Source organism: Cohnella sp. GbtcB17 (assembly GCF_019091135.1).
Lineage (GTDB): Bacteria > Bacillota > Bacilli > Paenibacillales > Paenibacillaceae > Cohnella.
This window is the reverse complement of sequence record NZ_JAGXJW010000011.1, coordinates 5,791-24,304: the sequence shown is the minus strand read 5'-3', so window position 1 is coordinate 24,304 and position 18,514 is coordinate 5,791. Positions and strand designations below refer to the sequence as shown.

The 18,514-nt window shown below is 58.2% G+C and carries 12 protein-coding genes; 11 read left to right on the top strand and 1 reads right to left on the bottom strand.

The window, feature by feature from the left end:
• The first annotated feature begins 204 nt into the window (after positions 1–204).
• The 5 genes from KVT38_RS07965 (at position 205) to KVT38_RS07945 (ending at position 8,665) form a co-directional block, all read left to right on the top strand.
• Positions 205–4,107 (top strand): glycoside hydrolase family 9 protein, encoded by a 3,903-nt coding sequence (locus KVT38_RS07965; RefSeq protein ID WP_217593161.1) that lies wholly within the window; start codon positions 205–207, stop codon positions 4,105–4,107.
• Between the two features lie 277 nt (positions 4,108–4,384).
• Positions 4,385–5,446 (top strand): LLM class flavin-dependent oxidoreductase, encoded by a 1,062-nt coding sequence (locus tag KVT38_RS07960; protein WP_217593160.1) that lies wholly within the window; start codon positions 4,385–4,387, stop codon positions 5,444–5,446.
• Between the two features lie 527 nt (positions 5,447–5,973).
• Entirely contained in the window at positions 5,974–6,588 is a 615-nt protein-coding gene (locus tag KVT38_RS07955) for a DUF47 domain-containing protein (RefSeq protein ID WP_217593159.1), read from the top strand.
• Between the two features lie 28 nt (positions 6,589–6,616).
• Complete coding sequence (locus tag KVT38_RS07950) at positions 6,617–7,612, top strand: inorganic phosphate transporter (protein WP_217593158.1); 996 nt, start codon at positions 6,617–6,619, stop codon at positions 7,610–7,612.
• A 105-nt stretch (positions 7,613–7,717) separates the two neighbouring features.
• A complete protein-coding gene (locus tag KVT38_RS07945) occupies positions 7,718–8,665 on the top strand; it encodes a DUF1861 family protein (RefSeq protein WP_483298166.1) in 948 nt (315 codons plus the stop codon).
• Between the two features lie 507 nt (positions 8,666–9,172).
• On the opposite strand, the gene KVT38_RS07940 is transcribed toward KVT38_RS07945, so the two are convergent.
• Positions 9,173–9,718: an aminotransferase gene (locus tag KVT38_RS07940; RefSeq protein ID WP_217593156.1), complete on the bottom strand. Its 546-nt coding sequence runs from the start codon at positions 9,716–9,718 to the stop codon at positions 9,173–9,175.
• Between the two features lie 287 nt (positions 9,719–10,005).
• Between KVT38_RS07940 and KVT38_RS07935 the strand changes: the two genes are divergently transcribed.
• The 6 genes from KVT38_RS07935 (at position 10,006) to KVT38_RS07910 (ending at position 18,096) form a co-directional block, all read left to right on the top strand.
• Positions 10,006–10,347, top strand: a complete 342-nt coding sequence (locus KVT38_RS07935) for a YerC/YecD family TrpR-related protein (protein WP_217593155.1) — start codon at positions 10,006–10,008, stop codon at positions 10,345–10,347.
• Positions 10,348–11,010: 663 nt separating this feature from the next.
• Positions 11,011–12,813, top strand: coding sequence for a cache domain-containing sensor histidine kinase (locus tag KVT38_RS07930; RefSeq protein ID WP_217593154.1), 1,803 nt, complete (start codon positions 11,011–11,013; stop codon positions 12,811–12,813).
• Between the two features lie 70 nt (positions 12,814–12,883).
• Positions 12,884–14,485 carry a response regulator gene (locus tag KVT38_RS07925; RefSeq protein WP_217593153.1) on the top strand — a complete coding sequence of 534 codons (1,602 nt, stop codon included), beginning with the start codon at positions 12,884–12,886 and terminating at the stop codon, positions 14,483–14,485.
• A gap of 439 nt (positions 14,486–14,924) precedes the next feature.
• Positions 14,925–16,307, top strand: a complete 1,383-nt coding sequence (locus tag KVT38_RS07920) for an ABC transporter substrate-binding protein (protein WP_217593152.1) — start codon at positions 14,925–14,927, stop codon at positions 16,305–16,307.
• Positions 16,308–16,381: 74 nt separating this feature from the next.
• On the top strand, positions 16,382–17,266 hold the full coding sequence (locus KVT38_RS07915) for a carbohydrate ABC transporter permease (protein ID WP_217593151.1): 885 nt from the start codon (positions 16,382–16,384) through the stop codon (positions 17,264–17,266).
• Positions 17,267–17,274: 8 nt separating this feature from the next.
• Positions 17,275–18,096 carry a carbohydrate ABC transporter permease gene (locus KVT38_RS07910; RefSeq protein ID WP_368859065.1) on the top strand — a complete coding sequence of 274 codons (822 nt, stop codon included), beginning with the start codon at positions 17,275–17,277 and terminating at the stop codon, positions 18,094–18,096.
• The last annotated feature ends 418 nt before the right edge of the window (positions 18,097–18,514 follow it).

Sequence of the window (18,514 nt, the reverse complement as noted above, 5' to 3'; positions counted from 1 at the left end):
TTCATGCCGCCTGGCGAGTTGCCCGGCGGTATTTTTTATGGAGATTGTAGGTCGATCAACCCCTTGTCACATGACGGTTACGATGACTCTCGTAACTGTCCGCATGACATCCCCTACGGCTAGAATGACTTCAGGTTGAAAAGCTGCGAGGATGAGCCATTTGATCTTGGCCTACCGTCCTCACCGTAAAATGGAGGAGATTCGATGTTAAGCAGTAAACGCAGCATCTGGGCGGCTTTATTATGCTTGTGTCTGATCGCGGGCAGTTGGTCTGCGACGGGAGCGAGCGCAGCGGAGGCGCTGCCCGGCGTCACCGTGCAGAAGTACATCATGATCGACCAGTTCGGCTACCAGCCGGACGGAGACAAGGTAGCCGTGCTCGTCGATCCGCAGGTCGGCTTTAATGCCGCCGATTCGTATACGCCGGGCAGCACGATGCAGGTACGCCGCGTATCCGACGACGAAGTCGTGTTCAGCGGCGTGCCGAAGGTATGGAACGGCGGCATCACGCAGGAGAAGTCGGGCGACCGCGGCTGGTGGTTCGACTTTTCCCAGGTGACGGCAGTCGGAGACTACTACATTTACGATGTCGATAATCACTTCAAGTCCTATAATTTTACGATCTCGCCCGATGTCTATAAGGACGTGCTGAAGGCGGCGATCAAGACGTATTACTACCAGCGGATCGGTACGCCTCACCTGGCGCAGCACGCCGGTGCGGCGTTCGCGGACGACGCGGCGCTCATCGGTCCGGGTCAGGATTCGCAGGCCCGCAGCGTGTTCGACCGCGACAATCCCGCCACCGAGCGCGATCTGTCGGGCGGCTGGATGGATGCCGGCGACTATAACAAGTACGTTACCTATACAGCGCAGCCGATCAACGAGCTGCTGTCGGCGTACGAGCAGAAGCCGGACATTTTTACCGACGACTACAACATTCCTGAATCCGGCAACGGCATCCCTGACATCATCGACGAGGTGAAGTGGGAGCTGGATTGGCTGAAGAAGATGCAGGATGAAGACGGCGGCGTGCTGATGAAGGTCGGATTTCCGAGCCATGGCAAAACCGGCGATTATAACGACAGGCCGAGTAGAATTACCTTCCAGCGCTACTATCTGCCCAAGACGTCCGCCTCGACGGTCGTCACGGCGCTTAACTTCGCGCATGCGGCGGTCACGCTGCGTCAGTTCCCGGAGCTGGCCAGCTACGCGGCAGACCTGCGTGAGCGGGCGATCAAGGCGTGGGAATGGTACCAGAACAATCCGAAGGAAACGAACGTGGACAACGGAGACGTAGAGGCTGGTGACGCCGATATGGCGCTTGACAGGCAGGCCCAGGTAGCGACGGTCGCGTCCGCTTATCTGTTTGCGCTGACGGGCGATCAGCTCTATCACGATTATTTTAAAGCCAACTATACGACGACCTGGCCGATGTCCGATGCGTACTGGGGACTGTATTACGGCGAGCAGGCCGATGGCGTTATGTTCTATACGACGCTGCCGAACGCCGATCCGGCGGTCAAGGCGCATATTTTGGAGCGCCGCGATCTGCACGACTTCTCCCAGTCGTTCGAGGACAACGACGATCTGTATCGCTCCTTTGTACCGGACTTCTCCTATCACTGGGGCAGCCTGCAGGTAAGGGCGCGTTCGGGCGCCTCCTCCTATGATTTTTATCAATACGATCTCAATCCGGAGAAGCGGGACAACTTCTATAAGAAAGCTCAAAACGTACTGCACTATTTCCACGGCGTCAATCCGTTCGCCTTCACGTACCTGACCAACATGGATGCGTACGGCGCGGAAAATTCGATCAAGCAAATCTACCATAGCTGGTTCGCCGACAAAACGCAGTGGGACAACGCGCCTCCGGGCTTCCTTCCGGGCGGTCCGAGCGAGCAATACACGGGCAGCCAGTCTCCGCCGCTTAATCAGCCGGCCCAGAAGACGTACAAGGACTGGAATGCCATCTCGAACGACGATCCGGCCGAGAGATCGTGGGAGATTACCGAGAACGGCATTTATTATCAGGCCGGTTATATCAAGCTGCTCGCCAAGTTCGTGCCCGAGCCCGCGCTTGCGGCGCAGGCCCCGCAGACGCCGGCGAACCTCACCGCCACCGCTGCGGAGAGCACGACGGCGATTCAGTTGAACTGGAGCCGCTCGCCGGGCGCGACGAGCTACGATGTCGAGCTGGACGGCGCGGTACGGGAAAATGTGCAGACGCTTTTCATCACGCATGACGGCCTGCAGCCGGGCACCGAGCATTCGTATCGCGTGCGGGCGAAAAATGCGATCGGCGCCAGCGCCTGGAGCCCGCTCCTGATGGGGACCACGTCCGTGCCGCCGCTGCCTCCCGAAACGCCGACCGGCCTCAAAGCCGAACCGGCAAGCGCATTTGTGATGAACGTCAGTTGGAATGCCGCCGATCGCACGAAAAAGTATGAGCTTGAAGTGGACGGCACGGTCGTAAACAACGCCAAGCAGACCGCCTACAAGCACAAAGGGCTGGACCCTGTCTCCACGCACACCTACCGGGTGCGCGCCGTCAACCTCGGCGGCACGAGCGCATGGAGCGCGCCTGTGACAGTGACGACGCCGGTAGCGCCGCCAACCAATGTGATCGATCTCTCGCATAACGGCGATAACGGCTATACGTTCGGCCAGGCGAACGACCAGGTCAAACGCTATCAGACATTTATCGCCGACATGTATCCGGTGCTGACGAGCGTCGAGGTCATGCTGCGCAAGTTCGGCAATGCGAGCGATGCCACGGTAGCGCTGTATGCGACCGCTGCCGACGGCAAGCCGACGGGCAATGCGCTGTCCACCGCGAAGATCGCGGCCAATACAGTGACCGAGGACTTCAAGGCGCTGTCCGCGCCGCTGAAGTATAGCGGCCTGCAGAAGGGCAAAAAGTACGCGATCGTACTCGGCCAGACTACTCCGAGCAGCCAAAACAACATCTACGAGTGGCTCGCGGGCTATAATGTGAGCAACGACATCGAGTTCGGCAAGTTCAACGGCTCGGCATATGTCGACGAGTCGGATATTGGAGACGGCTGGACGAAACTGTATGTCGCGCAAAGCGCCAACCCGCAGCCGCAGCCGCCGGCCGTGCCGACGGATCTGACCGCGACGGCAGCGAGCAGCACGTCGATCACGCTCGGCTGGACGGCCGCAACGGGCGCGACCGGCTATCAGATCGAGATCGACGGTTCGACGACGTACGTGTCGACGACTGGCGCAACTTACACGCACAGCGGCCTCGCGGCCGGCTCGACGCACAAATACCGCGTGCGCGCGGTCAACGCCGCGGGCACGAGCGGCTGGAGCGCCCTCGCGACCGCGACGACGAGCCAGAATCAGCCGCAGCCGCCGGCCGTGCCGACGGGGCTGACCGCGACGGCAACGAGCAGCACGTCGATCTCGCTCGGCTGGACGGCCGTAACGGGCGCGACCGGCTACCAGATCGAGATCGACGGTTCGCCGACGTACGTGTCGACGACTGGCGCAACTTACACGCACAGCGGCCTCGCGGCCGGCTCGACGCACAAGTACCGCGTGCGCGCGGTCAACGCCGCGGGCACGAGCGGCTGGACTGCTTTGGTCACCGCGACGACGCCGGGACAATCTTCCTCGTCCGTCATCGACATCTCGCATAACGGCACGGACGGCTACACGTTCGGCGAGACGAGCGATCAGATCAAGCGTTATCAGACTTTCGCAGCCAACGCCAACAAGAAGCTGACCAAGGTAGAGGTTAAGGTGAAGAAATACAACAATCCAGCCGACCTCGTCGTAACTTTGTACGCGACAAAGGACAATAAGCCGACGGGCAGCGCACTCGCGACTGCGACCGTCAAAGCGTCCGCGATCGGCGAAGACTTCGCCGTCGTGAGCGTACCGCTGTCCTACGGCAATCTTGCGAGCGGTACGACGTATGCGATCGTGCTCGGTCAATCCAAAAACTCGGACTACGCCAACTACGAGTGGAGCACGTCCGAGGTGAGCGCCGGCCTGAAGTACGGCAAGTACAGCGGCGGCAAGTGGATTGACGAGTCGGGCATCGGCGACGGCTGGCTGAAGGTGTACGTCGGACAGTAATGTTATAGGGAAGGGGAGGCGACCCGGCGAACGGGGCCGAACCGGGAACGGAATGAGGCGGACAGCGTGCCGCTTCGTTCCGTTTTTTTATTCCGAAACGCATATGCCGTTTGGCTTCTACTCGCGGATCGCTTCTTGAATATCGATCGATGCATTCAAAAACTCTATTAGACGCTGCGTCGCGACAGGCGTATAGTAGTTGCATCTGTAATTCTGACTAAATTACCTGTAATAGTGTGGATAACTGTGCAAGCGCCAAATCCCGAGGAGGTCCGCCATGAAATTTGCCTTATTCAGCCTGCTGATGAACATCCCGAACGCAGTGACCGGGGAGACGCTGACCGACCAGGAGAAATTTCAAAACGTGCTGAAGCAGGCCGCGTTGGCCGAGGAGCTGGGCTTTGACGCCTATGGCGTCGGAGAACGGCACGGCGAGCCGTTCCTGTCGTCGTCGCCGGCGGTGGTGCTGACCGCGGTCGCCGCGCGCACGTCGCGCATCCGGCTGTTGACGACGGTGACGGTGCTGAGCGTGCACGATCCGGTGCGCGTCGCCGAGGATTATGCCACGCTCGACCACCTCTCCGGCGGCCGGCTCGAGCTTATCATCGGCAAGGGTAACGATCCCCGCCATTATCCGTTGTTCGGCATCAAGGAGGAGGAGCAGTGGGAATCGCTCGCGGAGCGGTACGCGCTGCTGAAGCGGCTGTGGGCGGAGGAGAAGGTGACCTGGGAAGGGAAGTGCCGCCCGCCGCTCAGCGAGGTGACGACTTATCCGAGACCTTTTCAACGACGGATTCCCGTCTGGCACGGCAGCGCTTCGAGCCCGCTGTCTACGGAGCTGGCCGCGAAGTACGGCGAGCCGATTTTTTCGTCGAACACGTTCCACCCGATGGCCAAGTATCAGGCGCTGATCGACCATTATCGCGAAAGATGGGCTTACTACGGCCACGATCCGAAGGATGCGCTCGTCGGCGCCGGCGCCGGTCAGCTTTATCTGGCCGATACGAAGGAAGAGGCGATCCGGCGGTATCGGCCTTACTACGACGCGTTCAGCGCAACGGCCTCGTCGCAGCACAACCAATCGCCGTTCACGGGACTCGAAGACACGATCGAGCGCGGGTCGACGCTCGTCGGCAGCGCGGACAGCGTCATCGAGAAAATATTGCGATACTACGAAGGCTTCGGCAACCAGGTGCTGGCGATCAGCGTCGACGGGCTGACCGAGTCCGAGCAGCGCGAGCAGGTGGAGCGCTTCGCGGCGGACGTCATGCCTGTACTGCGTCGGGAGATCCCGAGCACGGTATGGAGCGATCGACCGCCGACGCTGCAGAGGGTTTGAGGAAGGCTGCGCCATCGTGAGGCAGCGCGCCGCGATTCGGACGGCGTGCGCAGGTCGCGACGGAGGAAGCGTTGTCCCTGATAGCAGTCCATGAGAATGATGCGCCAGCTCGGCCGCAACGATTAGCGCAAGCCGCCGTCGTTGCGGCTTTTTTGCGCGTACGGAGATCGGTTGCGGGCAGACGGCACATGCGTACCTTTTTTAGCGAACGGTCGGCGAAATTTGAGGAAAATCTAAGCCTGCGTATCGAAAATGCTTATAAGAATAGGAGTCTGGACACGATCCTTGATTTCGAGCAACTCGTTCGAACGGCCGGGAAGGGAGCGGTCCGCGCGTTCCGCAGGGATGCCCTTGGGGATTAGAAGATCGGCGTAAGGCTAAACTAATCGTATCCTTGCTTTGTCAGACCCTATACCATGCTTGTCCGCTGTGATAAAATATGTTAGGCAATTTGTGTCATCGCTGTGTAAAAGCGTGTCGAAGCATGTAAAATCTAGGCATCCATTGGTGAAAGAAGGGGCTTAAACTTGTTCCGGAAAAAAGACATTTTTTTTAAAACGCTCGAGGATATGGCCGATCTGATCATGGAAACGACAGAGCGGTTTCTGGCCGCCGTGGGCAGCGATATTCCCGACCCTAGCGCGTTTTCGAAGGAAATGAAGGATTACGAGCACCGCGGTGATCAGTTCGCGCATCTGATCATCACCGAGCTGAACAAGACGTTTATCACCCCGATCGAGCGCGAGGACATTTTGGAGCTGACCAAGCTGCTGGACGACGTGCTGGACGGCATCGAGGCCGTCGCCTCCCGCTTCGATATGTATCATGTGAAAAAGCCCGACGGCAGCATCCGCAAATTCGCGGACTGCCTGAACCGTTCGGCCATCGAGATCAAGTCGGCGATCTACCTGCTCGGCCAGAAGAAGCTGCTCGCCATCCAGACACACTGCGTGAAGCTGAACGAGCTGGAGAACGAAGGCGACGACCTGCTGCGCGAGAGCGTGAAGACGCTGTTCCTGAACGTCACGGATCCGATCGAGCTGATCAAGCTCAAGGAGATCTACGAGCGGCTCGAGCAGACGACGGATTCCTGCGAGGATGTCGCCAACACGCTGCAATCCATTATTATGCGCAATTCTTGATGCGCCCGGGACAGGACTGAATACTCGCATGGATATTACCATTTTAGTCGTCATCATCGTCATCCTGGCGCTGGGGTTCGACTTCATCAATGGCTTTCACGACACAGCGAACGCCATAGCGACCTCCGTATCGACCCGGGCGCTCAAGCCCCGCGTGGCCATCCTGCTGGCCGCGGTCATGTACCTGATCGGCGCGTTGGCGTTCACCGGAGTCGCCAAGACGATCGGGGGCAAGGTGACGGATCCGTTCAAGCTGGAGCACGGGCTGACCGTCGTCATCGCGACGCTGATCGCGGCCATCATCTGGAATCTGATCACCTGGTGGAGGGGCATCCCGTCGTCCTCCTCGCACGCGCTGATCGGCGCGCTGGCCGGCGCGGCGGTCACTTCCGAGGGCTGGGACGGCATTAATGTCGGCGGATTTTCGACGATTGTCATCGGATTGCTTCTTTCGCCAATCATTGCGTTCGTTTTGGGGTATATAATTATGTTCTTGCTGAAGCATCTTTTCGCGAGGACGAGCCCGCATCATGTGAACAAGGTGTTCCGGACCGGGCAGATTCTGACCGCGGCGCTGCAGTCGTTCACCCACGGCACGAACGATGCGCAGAAGGCGATGGGCATCATCACGCTGGCGCTTGTGGCCGCGGGCTGGCAGGATCATCTCGACGTGCCGCTCTGGGTCAAGATCTCCGCGGCGCTCGCGATGGCGCTCGGCACTTCGGTCGGCGGCTGGAAAATCATCAAGACGATGGGCACCAAGATTTTCAAGATCGAGCCGATCAACGGCTTCTCGGCGGACGCGAGCTCGGCGGCGGTCATCTTCACCGCGACGCTGACTCATCTGCCCGTGAGCACGACGCACGCGATTACTTCCTCGATCCTCGGGGTCGGCGCGGCCAAGCGCTTCTCGAGCGTTCGCTGGGACATGGCCGGCCGAATCATTATGACGTGGATCATCACGATCCCGATTTCGGCCCTGATCGCGGCGGCCATATACGCGGTATTGAGCCTGTTTCAATAAAAAAATGGGCACCGATGCACGCGCCAATGCAGCCGTTACCACATTAAAATATAGAGAAACATGGTGTTCTCCACGGGACGGAGTCTGGAGGAATTTACGCCTATGATCCAAGCATCCGCACAGCAAGCCAAATCATGCGTCGAACTGCTCAAGGAGTTCCGCCTTAAAGGGACGGACGCCAGGGGCGAGAAGCTTTTCTTCGCCGGAGTGGGCAGACGCGACGTGTACAACGTGACCGCGCCGTTCCTCGACGAAGGGGAATGGGTCATCGCCGGCCGCGTCGAAGACCGTGCGAGCGAGCGTTCTTCGATCATGTTTTTTGTGGAGAAAAACGGAAAGTGGACGCCACGCGAAAGCGCGCCCGTCTTTGATTTGCAGGATCCCTTTTTCACCTTCGTTCGGGGCGAGCTCGTGCTCGGCGGCGTTCAGGTGTTCTTCGATCCGGACGACCCCCACTACGTGACGACGTGGCGCACGGTATTCTACCGGGGCTATCGCGTCCGCGAGCTGCGGGAGTTCGCGCAAGGGCCGCTGACGATGAAGGACGTGCGCCTCATCGATCAGCAGAACGGCAAGATCGGCGTCTTCACGCGGCCGATGCCGGTCGGAGACGCGCGTGCGATGATCGGCTACGCCGAGATCTCGGACCTTGACGAGCTGACCGAGGAGCTGATGGCGAACGCCGAAGTGCTGCGAGGCCAGTTCCTGAAGGTAGAGTGGGGCGGCGCCAACGAGATTCATCTGCTGAACAACGGCCAGCTCGGCGTGCTCGGGCATGTGGCCTGGATGGACTATGGCAATATTCGTCATTATTATCCGATGGTGTTCGCGTTCGATCCGGCGACGCGCGCGCATACGCCGCTCAAGCTGATCGCTACGCGCAGTCTGTTCCCCGAGGGGCCGGCCAAGCGGCCCGACCTTGAGGACGTGCTGTTCAGCGGCGGCCTGCGCCGCAACGGCGACGGCACCGCTACGCTGTACACCGGCGTCAGCGACGCCGAAGCCGCGCGCATCGTAATTGACGACCCGTTCGTCGAGTACGAGGCGCAATAGGTCAGAGACAAGGACCGCTCCGGTTGGAGCGGTCTTTGTCGTTCTTCGGTTGAGGTTGGGGCATGCGGCGGCGTGTGGTTAGTGGAGTAACTGGCGTGAATGGCTAGGAACCGCACAAGAATTGTGCGGTTCTGGGGTAGAGCGTGAGGTGTAGCCGCGTTGCTAGGTCGGTACGATGGTGGCAGGCGGATTTGGCTTGGGTGGCGGACTCAGAGGACGCTATTTCGGCAAAACGCCGTCTTTTCGTCGGTGAAGCGGACCCGGTAGCCGTTATTCGGCGTTCCAAAGCGGAAAATCGGCTTCGGAGTCAGGAATAGCGGCGGCTGAGTCCGTAATCGAACAAAGAGTGCAAAATAAGCCGAAATAGCGGCTGCTCAGTCCTTCGGCGCCGACTTGCCGCCGACAACGGAAGGCGACCGGTGGACATCGTGCAGACGAGCGGCTCCATCAAAGCCGCCCGTCCGCATCGCCGCGCCCTCTAAGCCGCGAGCTTCACAGCCGCGGGCTTCACCGTCGCCTGCTGCCCGTTCGCCTCCTGGCGCCGCCGTTCGTGCGCCGCCGGCGGCTGCCGCTGCCGCTACCGGAACGGCGCCGCGACGAGCGCCTGCGTCTGCGCCGCCGCGGGCGCGAGACGTAGTCCTCGTCGTCGGCCTCGGATTTTTTGCCTTTGGACGTGAAAAGCTTGATGAGCGGCGCGATCTGCTGGACGGAAGACATGATCTTCTGGATCTTGCCGATGTTGCTGATTAAGCCTTCAATGCCGCCCATTTTGTCGATGAAGCCCTTGACGCTCTCCAGGTTGCCCGCGCTCAGCAGCGAGCTGAGCCCGCCGCCCTTCGCGGCCGGCGCGGCTTGGACGGGAGCGGCCCCAAACAGCGCCGGCGGTCCGGAGACCGGCGCGCCGCCGACTCCCGGAAAGCCACCGCCGGCGGTGCCCGCATTAAAACCGCCGAGCCCGCCGAAGGAGTCGAGGCCGGCTCCGCCGCCTTGCACGGGGAGTCCGCCGGAGCCTCCGGTCCAGTTGCGATTGTACGAAGACGGTATGCGGTTCATGCGATCACTTCCTTCTCTGCTCTGAATCGCCGCGCCCGCCCATGCCGCAGGGCAGGATCAACCTATGGCGGCGTCCGATGATACAACATATGTGCGATGGCCCGGCGCCGAATGGACGAATGCCCGCCCAGAAGTTAAATTTGCGGCTTTCGCCCGATTTTAGCTCTGTAAAGCGCGAATACGTTACCGGTTGAACTACTTAACCAAACGCAGTACAATAGAGTGAACTGCTATTCATGTTCCGTTCCAACGACGGAGCTACTCGTTAGAAACTGAGGTGTGCCCGAATGCAGCTGAAGAAGCTGAATGACAAGTCGATCGACCAATTGTTCGAGGCCATTCTGACACTGAAGTCGGTGGAGGAATGTTACGTTTTCTTCGACGATCTGTGTACGGTCAACGAGATTCAGTCGTTGTCCCAGCGACTCGAGGTCGCGCGGATGCTCGGCAAGGGTCAGACGTACAATCAGATCGAAGCGGAGACGGGAGCGAGCACGGCGACGATCTCCCGCGTGAAGCGGTGTCTGAACTACGGCAACGACGGCTACAAGTTAACGCTGGACCGTCTGGGCCGCTTCGGCAAGGCGACTGACGAAGCGGAGCAGCAGACGGAGATTGAGCAAGTCTAGCTCGTCCGGCGAGCGCTCCGACAGGACGATCGCGGAGCACGTATAGAATTACCGATAGGATGGAAGCAGGGGTGTTCGCACAGCGCCGATGGCGGCTGACGGACAGCCCTTTCATTATTTCGGCGGGTCTCGGGGAGAGACGTCCGTGCGAAGCTGGCACTCCGCTGAATCCGGGTGCAGGCATCACCCGTGCGTAGACGGCGGCCATGGTGCGCAGGCTGCTCGTGAAGGCCGGTTACATTAACGGAAATTGAACCGGTTTATAATATTGTTGAATGCAGGGCGTCCCCGGGCGCCCTGCATTTTTTTGAGCGAGCGGAACGCACACGCATCGGACTCAGAAGACGCTATTTTCATAAAACTGGTCCCATAGCGAACGTTTCGGACTCAAGAGCCGTTATTTCCCCGTATCCACGCTAAAAAAGGGCGGCAAACTCGCAATAGCGGCGCCTGAGTCCGCGAAAGGCCTCAAACTGCGAAAGGAACAAAAATAACGGCCCCTCGGTCCGTCCGCTACGCGCCAACCGCAACTCAAGGCCACAAGTGTCGCATTCAGTCGAATGGAGTTTTAACAAAATTCAAGTTGACAGACGGGGCTGCGCTGTTAATACTTGATCGTAAACCGCTTACTTGATCTTCCCGGGGAAAGGAAGCTGCCGAGAAATGAAAGGGTTTACAAGGTATGTAGGCGGCATATCCATTAAAAATAAAATTTTTATCGCGAACCTGTTGATCATCGTCGTGTTTATTTCCGCCCAATCGCTCTTTACCAACAGCATCTCGCAGAAAGCCATTATCGAGAAGGCCGTCAACGATTCTGCCCGGGAGCTGTTCCTCATCAAAAATAACTTGCAAACCTTGTTATCCACGATCGAGGATTACTCCAAAATACTGGCAAGCGATTATCGGCTGCAAAACGTGCTGTATAACGATTATTTGCTGAACCACGACGGCTACGCGCACAAGCCCGTTGCGGGACTGAGCAATCTTTCGATGAACAAAATTCTCTCCGAGACGATCAGCAACATCGTGGAGCCCAATACCAAGATCAAAGCGGTCAGCATCCTGACGTCGAATCGCCAGTGGGTGGACGTCGGATTTGCGGACAACAAGGTGGCCTCCCGCATTTTCGGCGACGGAGACGAAGCGGCCGACCGTACGTATGCGCCGGTCTGGACAGGTTTGATCAAGTTTAAATTTCTGTACGAAGGGGAGGACAACGTATTTGCGGTATCGAAGACGGTCGTTCATAAAGATACGGGCAAGACGATCGGCCGCGTATTTTTGTATGTGAAGGAAGCGGTCATCACCGCCATCTACGAAGAGGGCAAAAACCATAAGGGCGGAGAGTTTTATATTCTCGACTCCGACGGCAACATGATATCCGCCAGAGACAAAAGCTTGTTGTACCGGAACTTTAACGAGGTATTCGGCATCGACATTCCCGACTTCGGCCAAAAGGACGTCAGCTTTACCGAGACGAGTGGAGGCGAGCGGCTGCTCGTATCGACGCAACGATTTCAACCGCTGCATTGGACGATCGTAAGCACGGTTCCCATCGACGACATCACCCTGGAACGAAAAAAGATCAATCAGTTGATCATCGGCATCGGGGCGGTGTGCTTGCTGATGGCGTTGATCGTTTCCTTCTTGCTGTCTCGTTCGATCACGCGTCCGATCTTCCGGCTCGCCAAGACGATGAGAGAGATTCGTACGGGCAAGATGCAGGTCCGCAGCGCCTACCAATCCAGAGACGAGATCGGCTATTTAAGCGACGGCTTCAACAACCTGATGGATCGGATCGAGGCGCTGATGGCGGAAAATACGGAGAAGCAGCGGACGAAGGCCGAGATGGAATTTAAACTGCTGCAATCTCAGATCAAGCCCCACTTTTTTTACAATACGGTCGAGACGATCGTCTCGCTCATCAAGCTGAACATGGGCAAAGAAGCCATTACGGCTGCGCAATATATGGCGGATTTTTATAAGATTTCGTTAAGCAACGGCAACGATATTATATCGATCAAGGATGAAATGCGCTTAACGGCGAGCTATCTGGAGATCCAGCAGCTGCGCTATGTGGAGTATATGGAGTACACGATGGACGTCGACGATGAAATTATGCCGTACTCCATCCCGAAGCTGACCTTGCAGCCGATCGTGGAAAATGCCATCTACCACGGCTTGAAGATGAAGCAGGAAAAAGGCTTCGTGCGTATCGGCGGAAGGCGCGTCGGCGAGGACGTGCATATCGAGATTCTCGACAATGGCGTCGGCATGCAGGAGGAACGGATCAAAGAGCTGACGGCGGCGGATTCCGGCGTCAACGATAAAGGCGGCTTCGGCATCCGCAGCGTATCCCATCGGATCAGAACGCTGTACGGAGAACGATACGGCCTGCAGATCGAAAGCGAATACGGCGTCTATACGAAAATTAAAATCGTTCTGCCGCTCAGGCGTCACTAGCCTATCGTGCGTGCAGCAGACTTGCGTTACGAACACTCGCCGCGAACGGCGGGACGGGAGGGTTTCGGTCATGTACAAGGTGCTCATCGTCGACGATGAATATTACTTCAGGCAGGCCTTGAAGATATCGCTGCCGTGGACGGAGTTGGGCTTTCAGATCGCGGGAGAAGCCAAAAACGGGGCGGAGGCGCTCGAGCTGATGCCCGAGCTGCAGCCGGACGTGGTGCTGGTCGATATGAATATGCCGATTATGAACGGGATCGAGTTCATTCAGAAGGCCAAGCAGCGCGATCAGGAAACGAAATTTATGGTGCTGTCGGGACACAGCGAATTTGTGTATGCCAGGCAAGCGGTGCATCTGGGCGTATTCGATTATGTGCTCAAGCCGATCAACGAGGGAGAGCTCCGGGATGCGTTGCTGGACATGAAAGAGCAGATTACAACGGAGCGCTTGGGCCGGATGGAGCTTGAAGACCTCAGGAAGCAGGCGAGCGAAAGCCTGCCCGCCTGGAGAGAGCAGGTGCTGCACGGCTGGCTGCAGGGCAGCGGGCAGGCGTCGGTACCGGGGCCGGAACGGCTGGCGTCCCTGGGAATCAAGCTGGATGGGCCGTATTTTGCGACGGTCGTGATCGACCTTGATCCGTGCGGCGACTGGAATCGCGAGGAAGATCTGCTGGCCCGCCAGGCGGCCGTTCAGGACATCGCGCAGCGCGAGATGGAAGGCGCTTATCAAAGCGCTGTTTGCCGCGATTACGAAGACCGCCTCGTGTTGATCGTCGGATCGCCGGACGGCTCGTTTGAGGGGCTGGAGAAGTTATGCAAAGGCATTCGGGATCAAATTCGGGATTTGCCGTGCTCGGCGACGATCGGCATCGGGAGCGGCTGCCGGTCGCCTGCGGCGGTGGCGGCCTCCTACAAGGATGCGCTGGTCGCCTTGAAGCGCCGTTTCTTAATGGGGGGCAACGAAGTATTCGCTTATTCCCACACGGCCGATACCGGCATGAACGTCAGTTTGTATCCGGTGGAAAAAAGAAGCGGCTTGCTGATGTGCATGCGGATCGGAAACCGGACGGAGGCGGAGGCGTGGCTCGCGGCTTTTTTCGAACAGGTCCGCGCCAAGCAAGCTTCGATCGACATGCTGCTGCTCGCCGGCATCGAGATCGTATCGACGTGCGTGGAGTTTCTGGCCGAAGCGTCGCAAAGCTACGAAGACGTCTTCAGACATTCGACGCAGTCCGACTTGCTCCAGCTCGTCCAGCAGATGAAAACGTTGGGCGAGCTCGAGAGCTGGATCCGCACGCTGATCCTGAAAGTGATGGACCATGTGCACGGCCGGAAACCGAATCGGTCCGCCAAGATCATCGAGGAGGTTAAGGCGTATATTGGCAGCCATTACGGCAACGAGGAGCTGCGCATTGAAGATATTGCGAAGAGCGTACATATGAATTACAACCATCTCTGCTTCGTGTTCAAAAAGGAGACGACGGTCACCATCAACGACTATCTGACCGAGACGCGGATGATGAAAGCCAAGGAGCTGTTCGACCGGGGGGAAAAGGTCATCCAGAACGTAGCGGCCCGGGTCGGTTATGCGGATGCCAACTACTTCGGCAAGTGCTTCAAGAAGTTCATGGGCATTCCGCCGAGCAAGTACGTGAACAACATCGGGTGAGAAGGGGTTCGAACGAAACGGGATGAAGCCGGCCGACGCCGCGCTTCATCCCGTTTGGCGTTGGAGCGGCGGGCGCCGTTACTTGGCGCGTCGGCGTGGGCGAGCGGGGCGAAGAGACGCTGCAGGACGGTACTTGGCGGAACGTGCGAGGCGAGCGGGGCGAAGTGGCGCTGTACGACGCCACATGGCGTGTCGGCGTAGGCTAGCGGGGTGAAGAGGCGCTGTAGGACGTTACCTGGCGGGCCGGCGTGGGCCAGCGGAGCGAAGTGGCGCTGGCCCGCGTTCTCGGCAGCTTGCTTTTGCCGTTAATTTTACTTCCGGGCCGAGAATAATCTCTGTACTAAAATTGGGAACATTCGTAAGATGAATTCAAGGTTGATATCGCTTTCAAAGGAACGAATCAACCGTAGACGAGGTCGATACGCAGGGGAGGCAAACGATGAAAACCAATTCAATGGCAAAGGCTGCGATCCTTATGGCGGGCGCTTTGCTCGTATTGTCGGCATGCGGCAGCGGAAACGAAAACGGCAACAGCAAGCCGTCCGACAGCCCGTCGGTCGCAGCGGGGAGCTCGGAAGCAGCCCCCACGGAAAGCGCCAAGGAAAGCGCGGGAACGGACGGCAAGAAGATCAAAATGAGGGTCATCACGATCACGACCGACGAGAATCGCAATAACATCATGGACAAGTACATTAAGCCGAAAATCGCGGAAGCGCTGCCGAACCTCGAGGTCGAATTCGAGCCCGGCGGCGGTGGCGAGGATATGGCGAACAAGTTAAAAACGCTGAACGCGTCGGAGGATATGCCGGACGTTTTCTGGAACGACGCCGGCTACTTCACGCCGCTGAAGAGCACGGGCAGCATTATGGACCTCACGCCCTATATCTCCCAGGACGGCTTCTTGAGCAAGTATGCGGTGCCGGATGCGCTGAAGCATGTCGACGGCAAGATTTACAGCCTCGCTTCGGGGGCCGACACGTACTTTACGCCGCTCATTTTCTATCACAAGGATATGTTCGAGCAAGCGGGCGTTCAGGTGCCGAAGACGTTCGACGAGCTGCTCCAGGTATCGAAGACGCTCAAGGGCAAAGGCATGGTGCCGGCGGTCACGCCAGGCAAGGACGGCTGGGGACCGAAGCTCTTCCTGCTGCAGCAGATGATCCAGATCGGCGACCCGCAGGCGATGTCCGACCTCGTGGGCAACAAAACGGACTTCGACAATCCGTCCGTTCAGGAAGGCGCGGCCCGCATCGAGAAGCTGGTTAAGGAAGGCGTATTCCCGGACGGCATCGCCAACCTGGATTACGGACCGGCGATGGAGATGTTCACTTCCAAGAAAGCGGCTATGCTCATGATGTTCACTTGGGAGCTGCCGAACCTCGCGAAGGACGAGACGGTCGACTTCTTCCCGTTCCCGGCCGCAAGCGACAAATACGACCCGACGAAGAATGTTCAGTTCTGGGGCTCTCCGCTTAACGGCTACGCGGTCAGCGGCAAGACGAAGCATCCGGAAGAGGCGGTCAAGCTGGCCGAATTCCTCGCCATGGCGGACGCGCTTTACTTCGAGACGACCGGAGCGCCTATCGCCCTGCAGACGGGCAACCCGCCTGCGGACAAGAGCCCGCTGATGCAGAAGTTCGTGGACTGGTACAATCCGATCCCGAACAAGATCGCTTCGATGGCGCTGAACTCGCTGGATGCGCGGACGTCGGCCGAAATGTCCACGCAAGGCGCGAACCTGCTGACGGGCGAATACGCCGCCGCGGACTTCAACAAAGCGATGAACAAGCTCTGGAGCGAGAACACGTGGTTTAAAAATTAACGGACCGGCAACAGCTAATCCCCCTGCGGCGAACCCGCAGGGGGTTAGACACAAAATAAACGGTGGAGAGCGCCATGAACAAGTACTTCAGCACCAAGCTATCTATATTCGTGTTTACCGCGCCGGCCTTGCTGTTGTTTACCGTTTTCTGCGTATACCCGCTGCTTCCGGAGATCTGGATGAGCTTGCACGACCATGACGGCTTCCGCAATCTGGGCTTCGTCGGATTGGATAACTACAGGGAAGTGCTATCGACGCCTTCCTTCTGGACCGCACATAAAAATACGTACCTCATCGTAGGCATATCGCTGTTGCTGGGGCTGCCCCTTTCCATGATGCTCTCGCTTTTTATGGATGTGCAAACGCCAAGGCTGCGCCGCTTCTTCAAGACGGCCGCCATGTTTCCCGCCATATTGTCGGTTACGGTCGTGGCCCAGATCTGGCTTGCATTCTACGAGCCGAACTGGGGACTGTTCAATAGCATCCTTCATTCCATCGGACTAAGCGACTGGACGCACTCGTGGCTGACGGAAAAGAAAACGGTCATGCCGAGCATCGGGTTGTCGTTCCTGTGGCAATATATCGGACTTAACGCGATTCTGTTCTATACGGGCATCAAGACGATTCCCAAAGACTATTACGAAGCGGCCTTGCTCGACGGCGCCAGCTTTGTGCAGGTGTGCCTGAAGATCACGATCCCCCTGCTGCAAAACGTCATCAAGTACGTGCTGATCCTCTCGACGCTAGGCTCGATGGCCTTCTACTCGCATGTGCGCGTCATGACGGCCGGAGGACCCGGGGATACCTCGAGAACCGTCATCTACCAGATGTATTATACGGCATTCGACACTTCCCAGTTCGGCAAAGGGACTGCCATTGCCGTGATCTTCATTATTCAATGTCTCGTGATCTCTTTTATCATCCAGCGGTTTGTGGCGAGAGGGAAGCTGGAGTTCTAAGCCAGGGAGTGATTGATCTGAAAGTGTTGAGCCGAATATTCTGGGTGGTCGTTGGCTGTACGTTTTTGTTTCCTTTGTACTGGATGATCACGATGTCCTTGAAGTCCAAGAACGAGGCTTACGCCAATCCGTTCGGCATCCCGACCTCGTGGGATTGGCATAACTTCGGCGAAGCGCTGTCCAAGTACCACTTTTACACCTACTTCCAGAACAGTTTGATCTATACGGCGGGGACGATCGCGCTCACGCTGACGACGGGCAGCATGCTGGCCTATTGCCTCAGCCGGATGCAGTGGAGGTTCAATTCGGCGGCGCTGTTCTACGTATCGCTGGGGCTCATCGTGCCGATCGAAGTCGTGGTCATCCCTTTATTCCAGCTGATCAAGGAGCTTCATATTAAAAACAGCTATCTCGGTCTAATCCTGCCGTATTCGGGGTTCGCGATCGCTTCCTGTGTCCTTATGCTGTATGCGTTCCTGCGTTCCTTGCCGAAGGAGCTGGAGGAAGCGTCCTGCATCGACGGGGCGAACGTGTACCAGACCTTTTTCAGAATTATTTTTCCGATCGTCATGCCGGCGCTCATGACGCAGTGCGTGCTCATCTTCATTCGCATATGGAACGAGTTTCCGCTCGCCTTCATCATCGCCTCCAAAGACCAATTCCGCCCGCTCACCGTGGGTTTGCTAAGCTACTTCGTGAACGTGGGAGTAGCGGACTGGGGGCTGATCGGCGCCAGTATGCTGCTGTCCAGCCTGCCGATGATCATCGTATACCTGATCGGCAACGAAAAGATCGAAAACGCGCTGACGGCGGGGGCTATCCTCAAGTAATGTAGCTATGAGAGTCATCGAGAATACAAAAGAAACCTATCCCTTTGGTTTGTGGCGGGGCGTGCCTCCACTTTGCCTAGGATAGGTTTCTTTTTGTTTTTGAGGCGGCGCATGCGTGGCGACTGCACCATTTTAGTGCAGTCGGGCGTGGGACCAGGCGGGTGGCGTCGTGCATGCGTGGCGATTGCACCATTTTGGTGCGATCGGGCGCGGGGCTGGGCGGGTGGCGTCGCGCATGCGCGTCAATCGCACCATTTTGGTGCGATCGGGTGCGAGGCCGGGCGGGTGGCGTCGCGCATGCGCGTCAATCGCACCATTTTGGTGCGATCAGGCGCGAGGCTGGGCGGGTGGCGTCGCGCATGCGCGTCAATCGCACCATTTTGGTGCGATCAGGCGCGAGGCTGGGCGGGTGGCGTCG

Excerpts from the sequence above, each read along its gene's own strand:
- KVT38_RS07935 (WP_217593155.1), top strand. The coding sequence starts at position 10,006 with ATGCAGCTGAAGAAGCTGAATGACAAGTCGATCGACCAATTGTTCGAG.
- KVT38_RS07915 (WP_217593151.1), top strand. The coding sequence starts at position 16,382 with ATGAACAAGTACTTCAGCACCAAGCTATCTATATTCGTGTTTACCGCG.
- KVT38_RS07960 (WP_217593160.1), top strand. The coding sequence starts at position 4,385 with ATGAAATTTGCCTTATTCAGCCTGCTGATGAACATCCCGAACGCAGTG.
- KVT38_RS07965 (WP_217593161.1), top strand. The coding sequence starts at position 205 with ATGTTAAGCAGTAAACGCAGCATCTGGGCGGCTTTATTATGCTTGTGT.
- KVT38_RS07950 (WP_217593158.1), top strand. The coding sequence starts at position 6,617 with ATGGATATTACCATTTTAGTCGTCATCATCGTCATCCTGGCGCTGGGG.
- KVT38_RS07925 (WP_217593153.1), top strand. The coding sequence starts at position 12,884 with ATGTACAAGGTGCTCATCGTCGACGATGAATATTACTTCAGGCAGGCC.
- KVT38_RS07930 (WP_217593154.1), top strand. The coding sequence starts at position 11,011 with ATGAAAGGGTTTACAAGGTATGTAGGCGGCATATCCATTAAAAATAAA.
- KVT38_RS07920 (WP_217593152.1), top strand. The coding sequence starts at position 14,925 with ATGAAAACCAATTCAATGGCAAAGGCTGCGATCCTTATGGCGGGCGCT.
- KVT38_RS07940 (WP_217593156.1), bottom strand. The coding sequence starts at position 9,718 with ATGAACCGCATACCGTCTTCGTACAATCGCAACTGGACCGGAGGCTCC.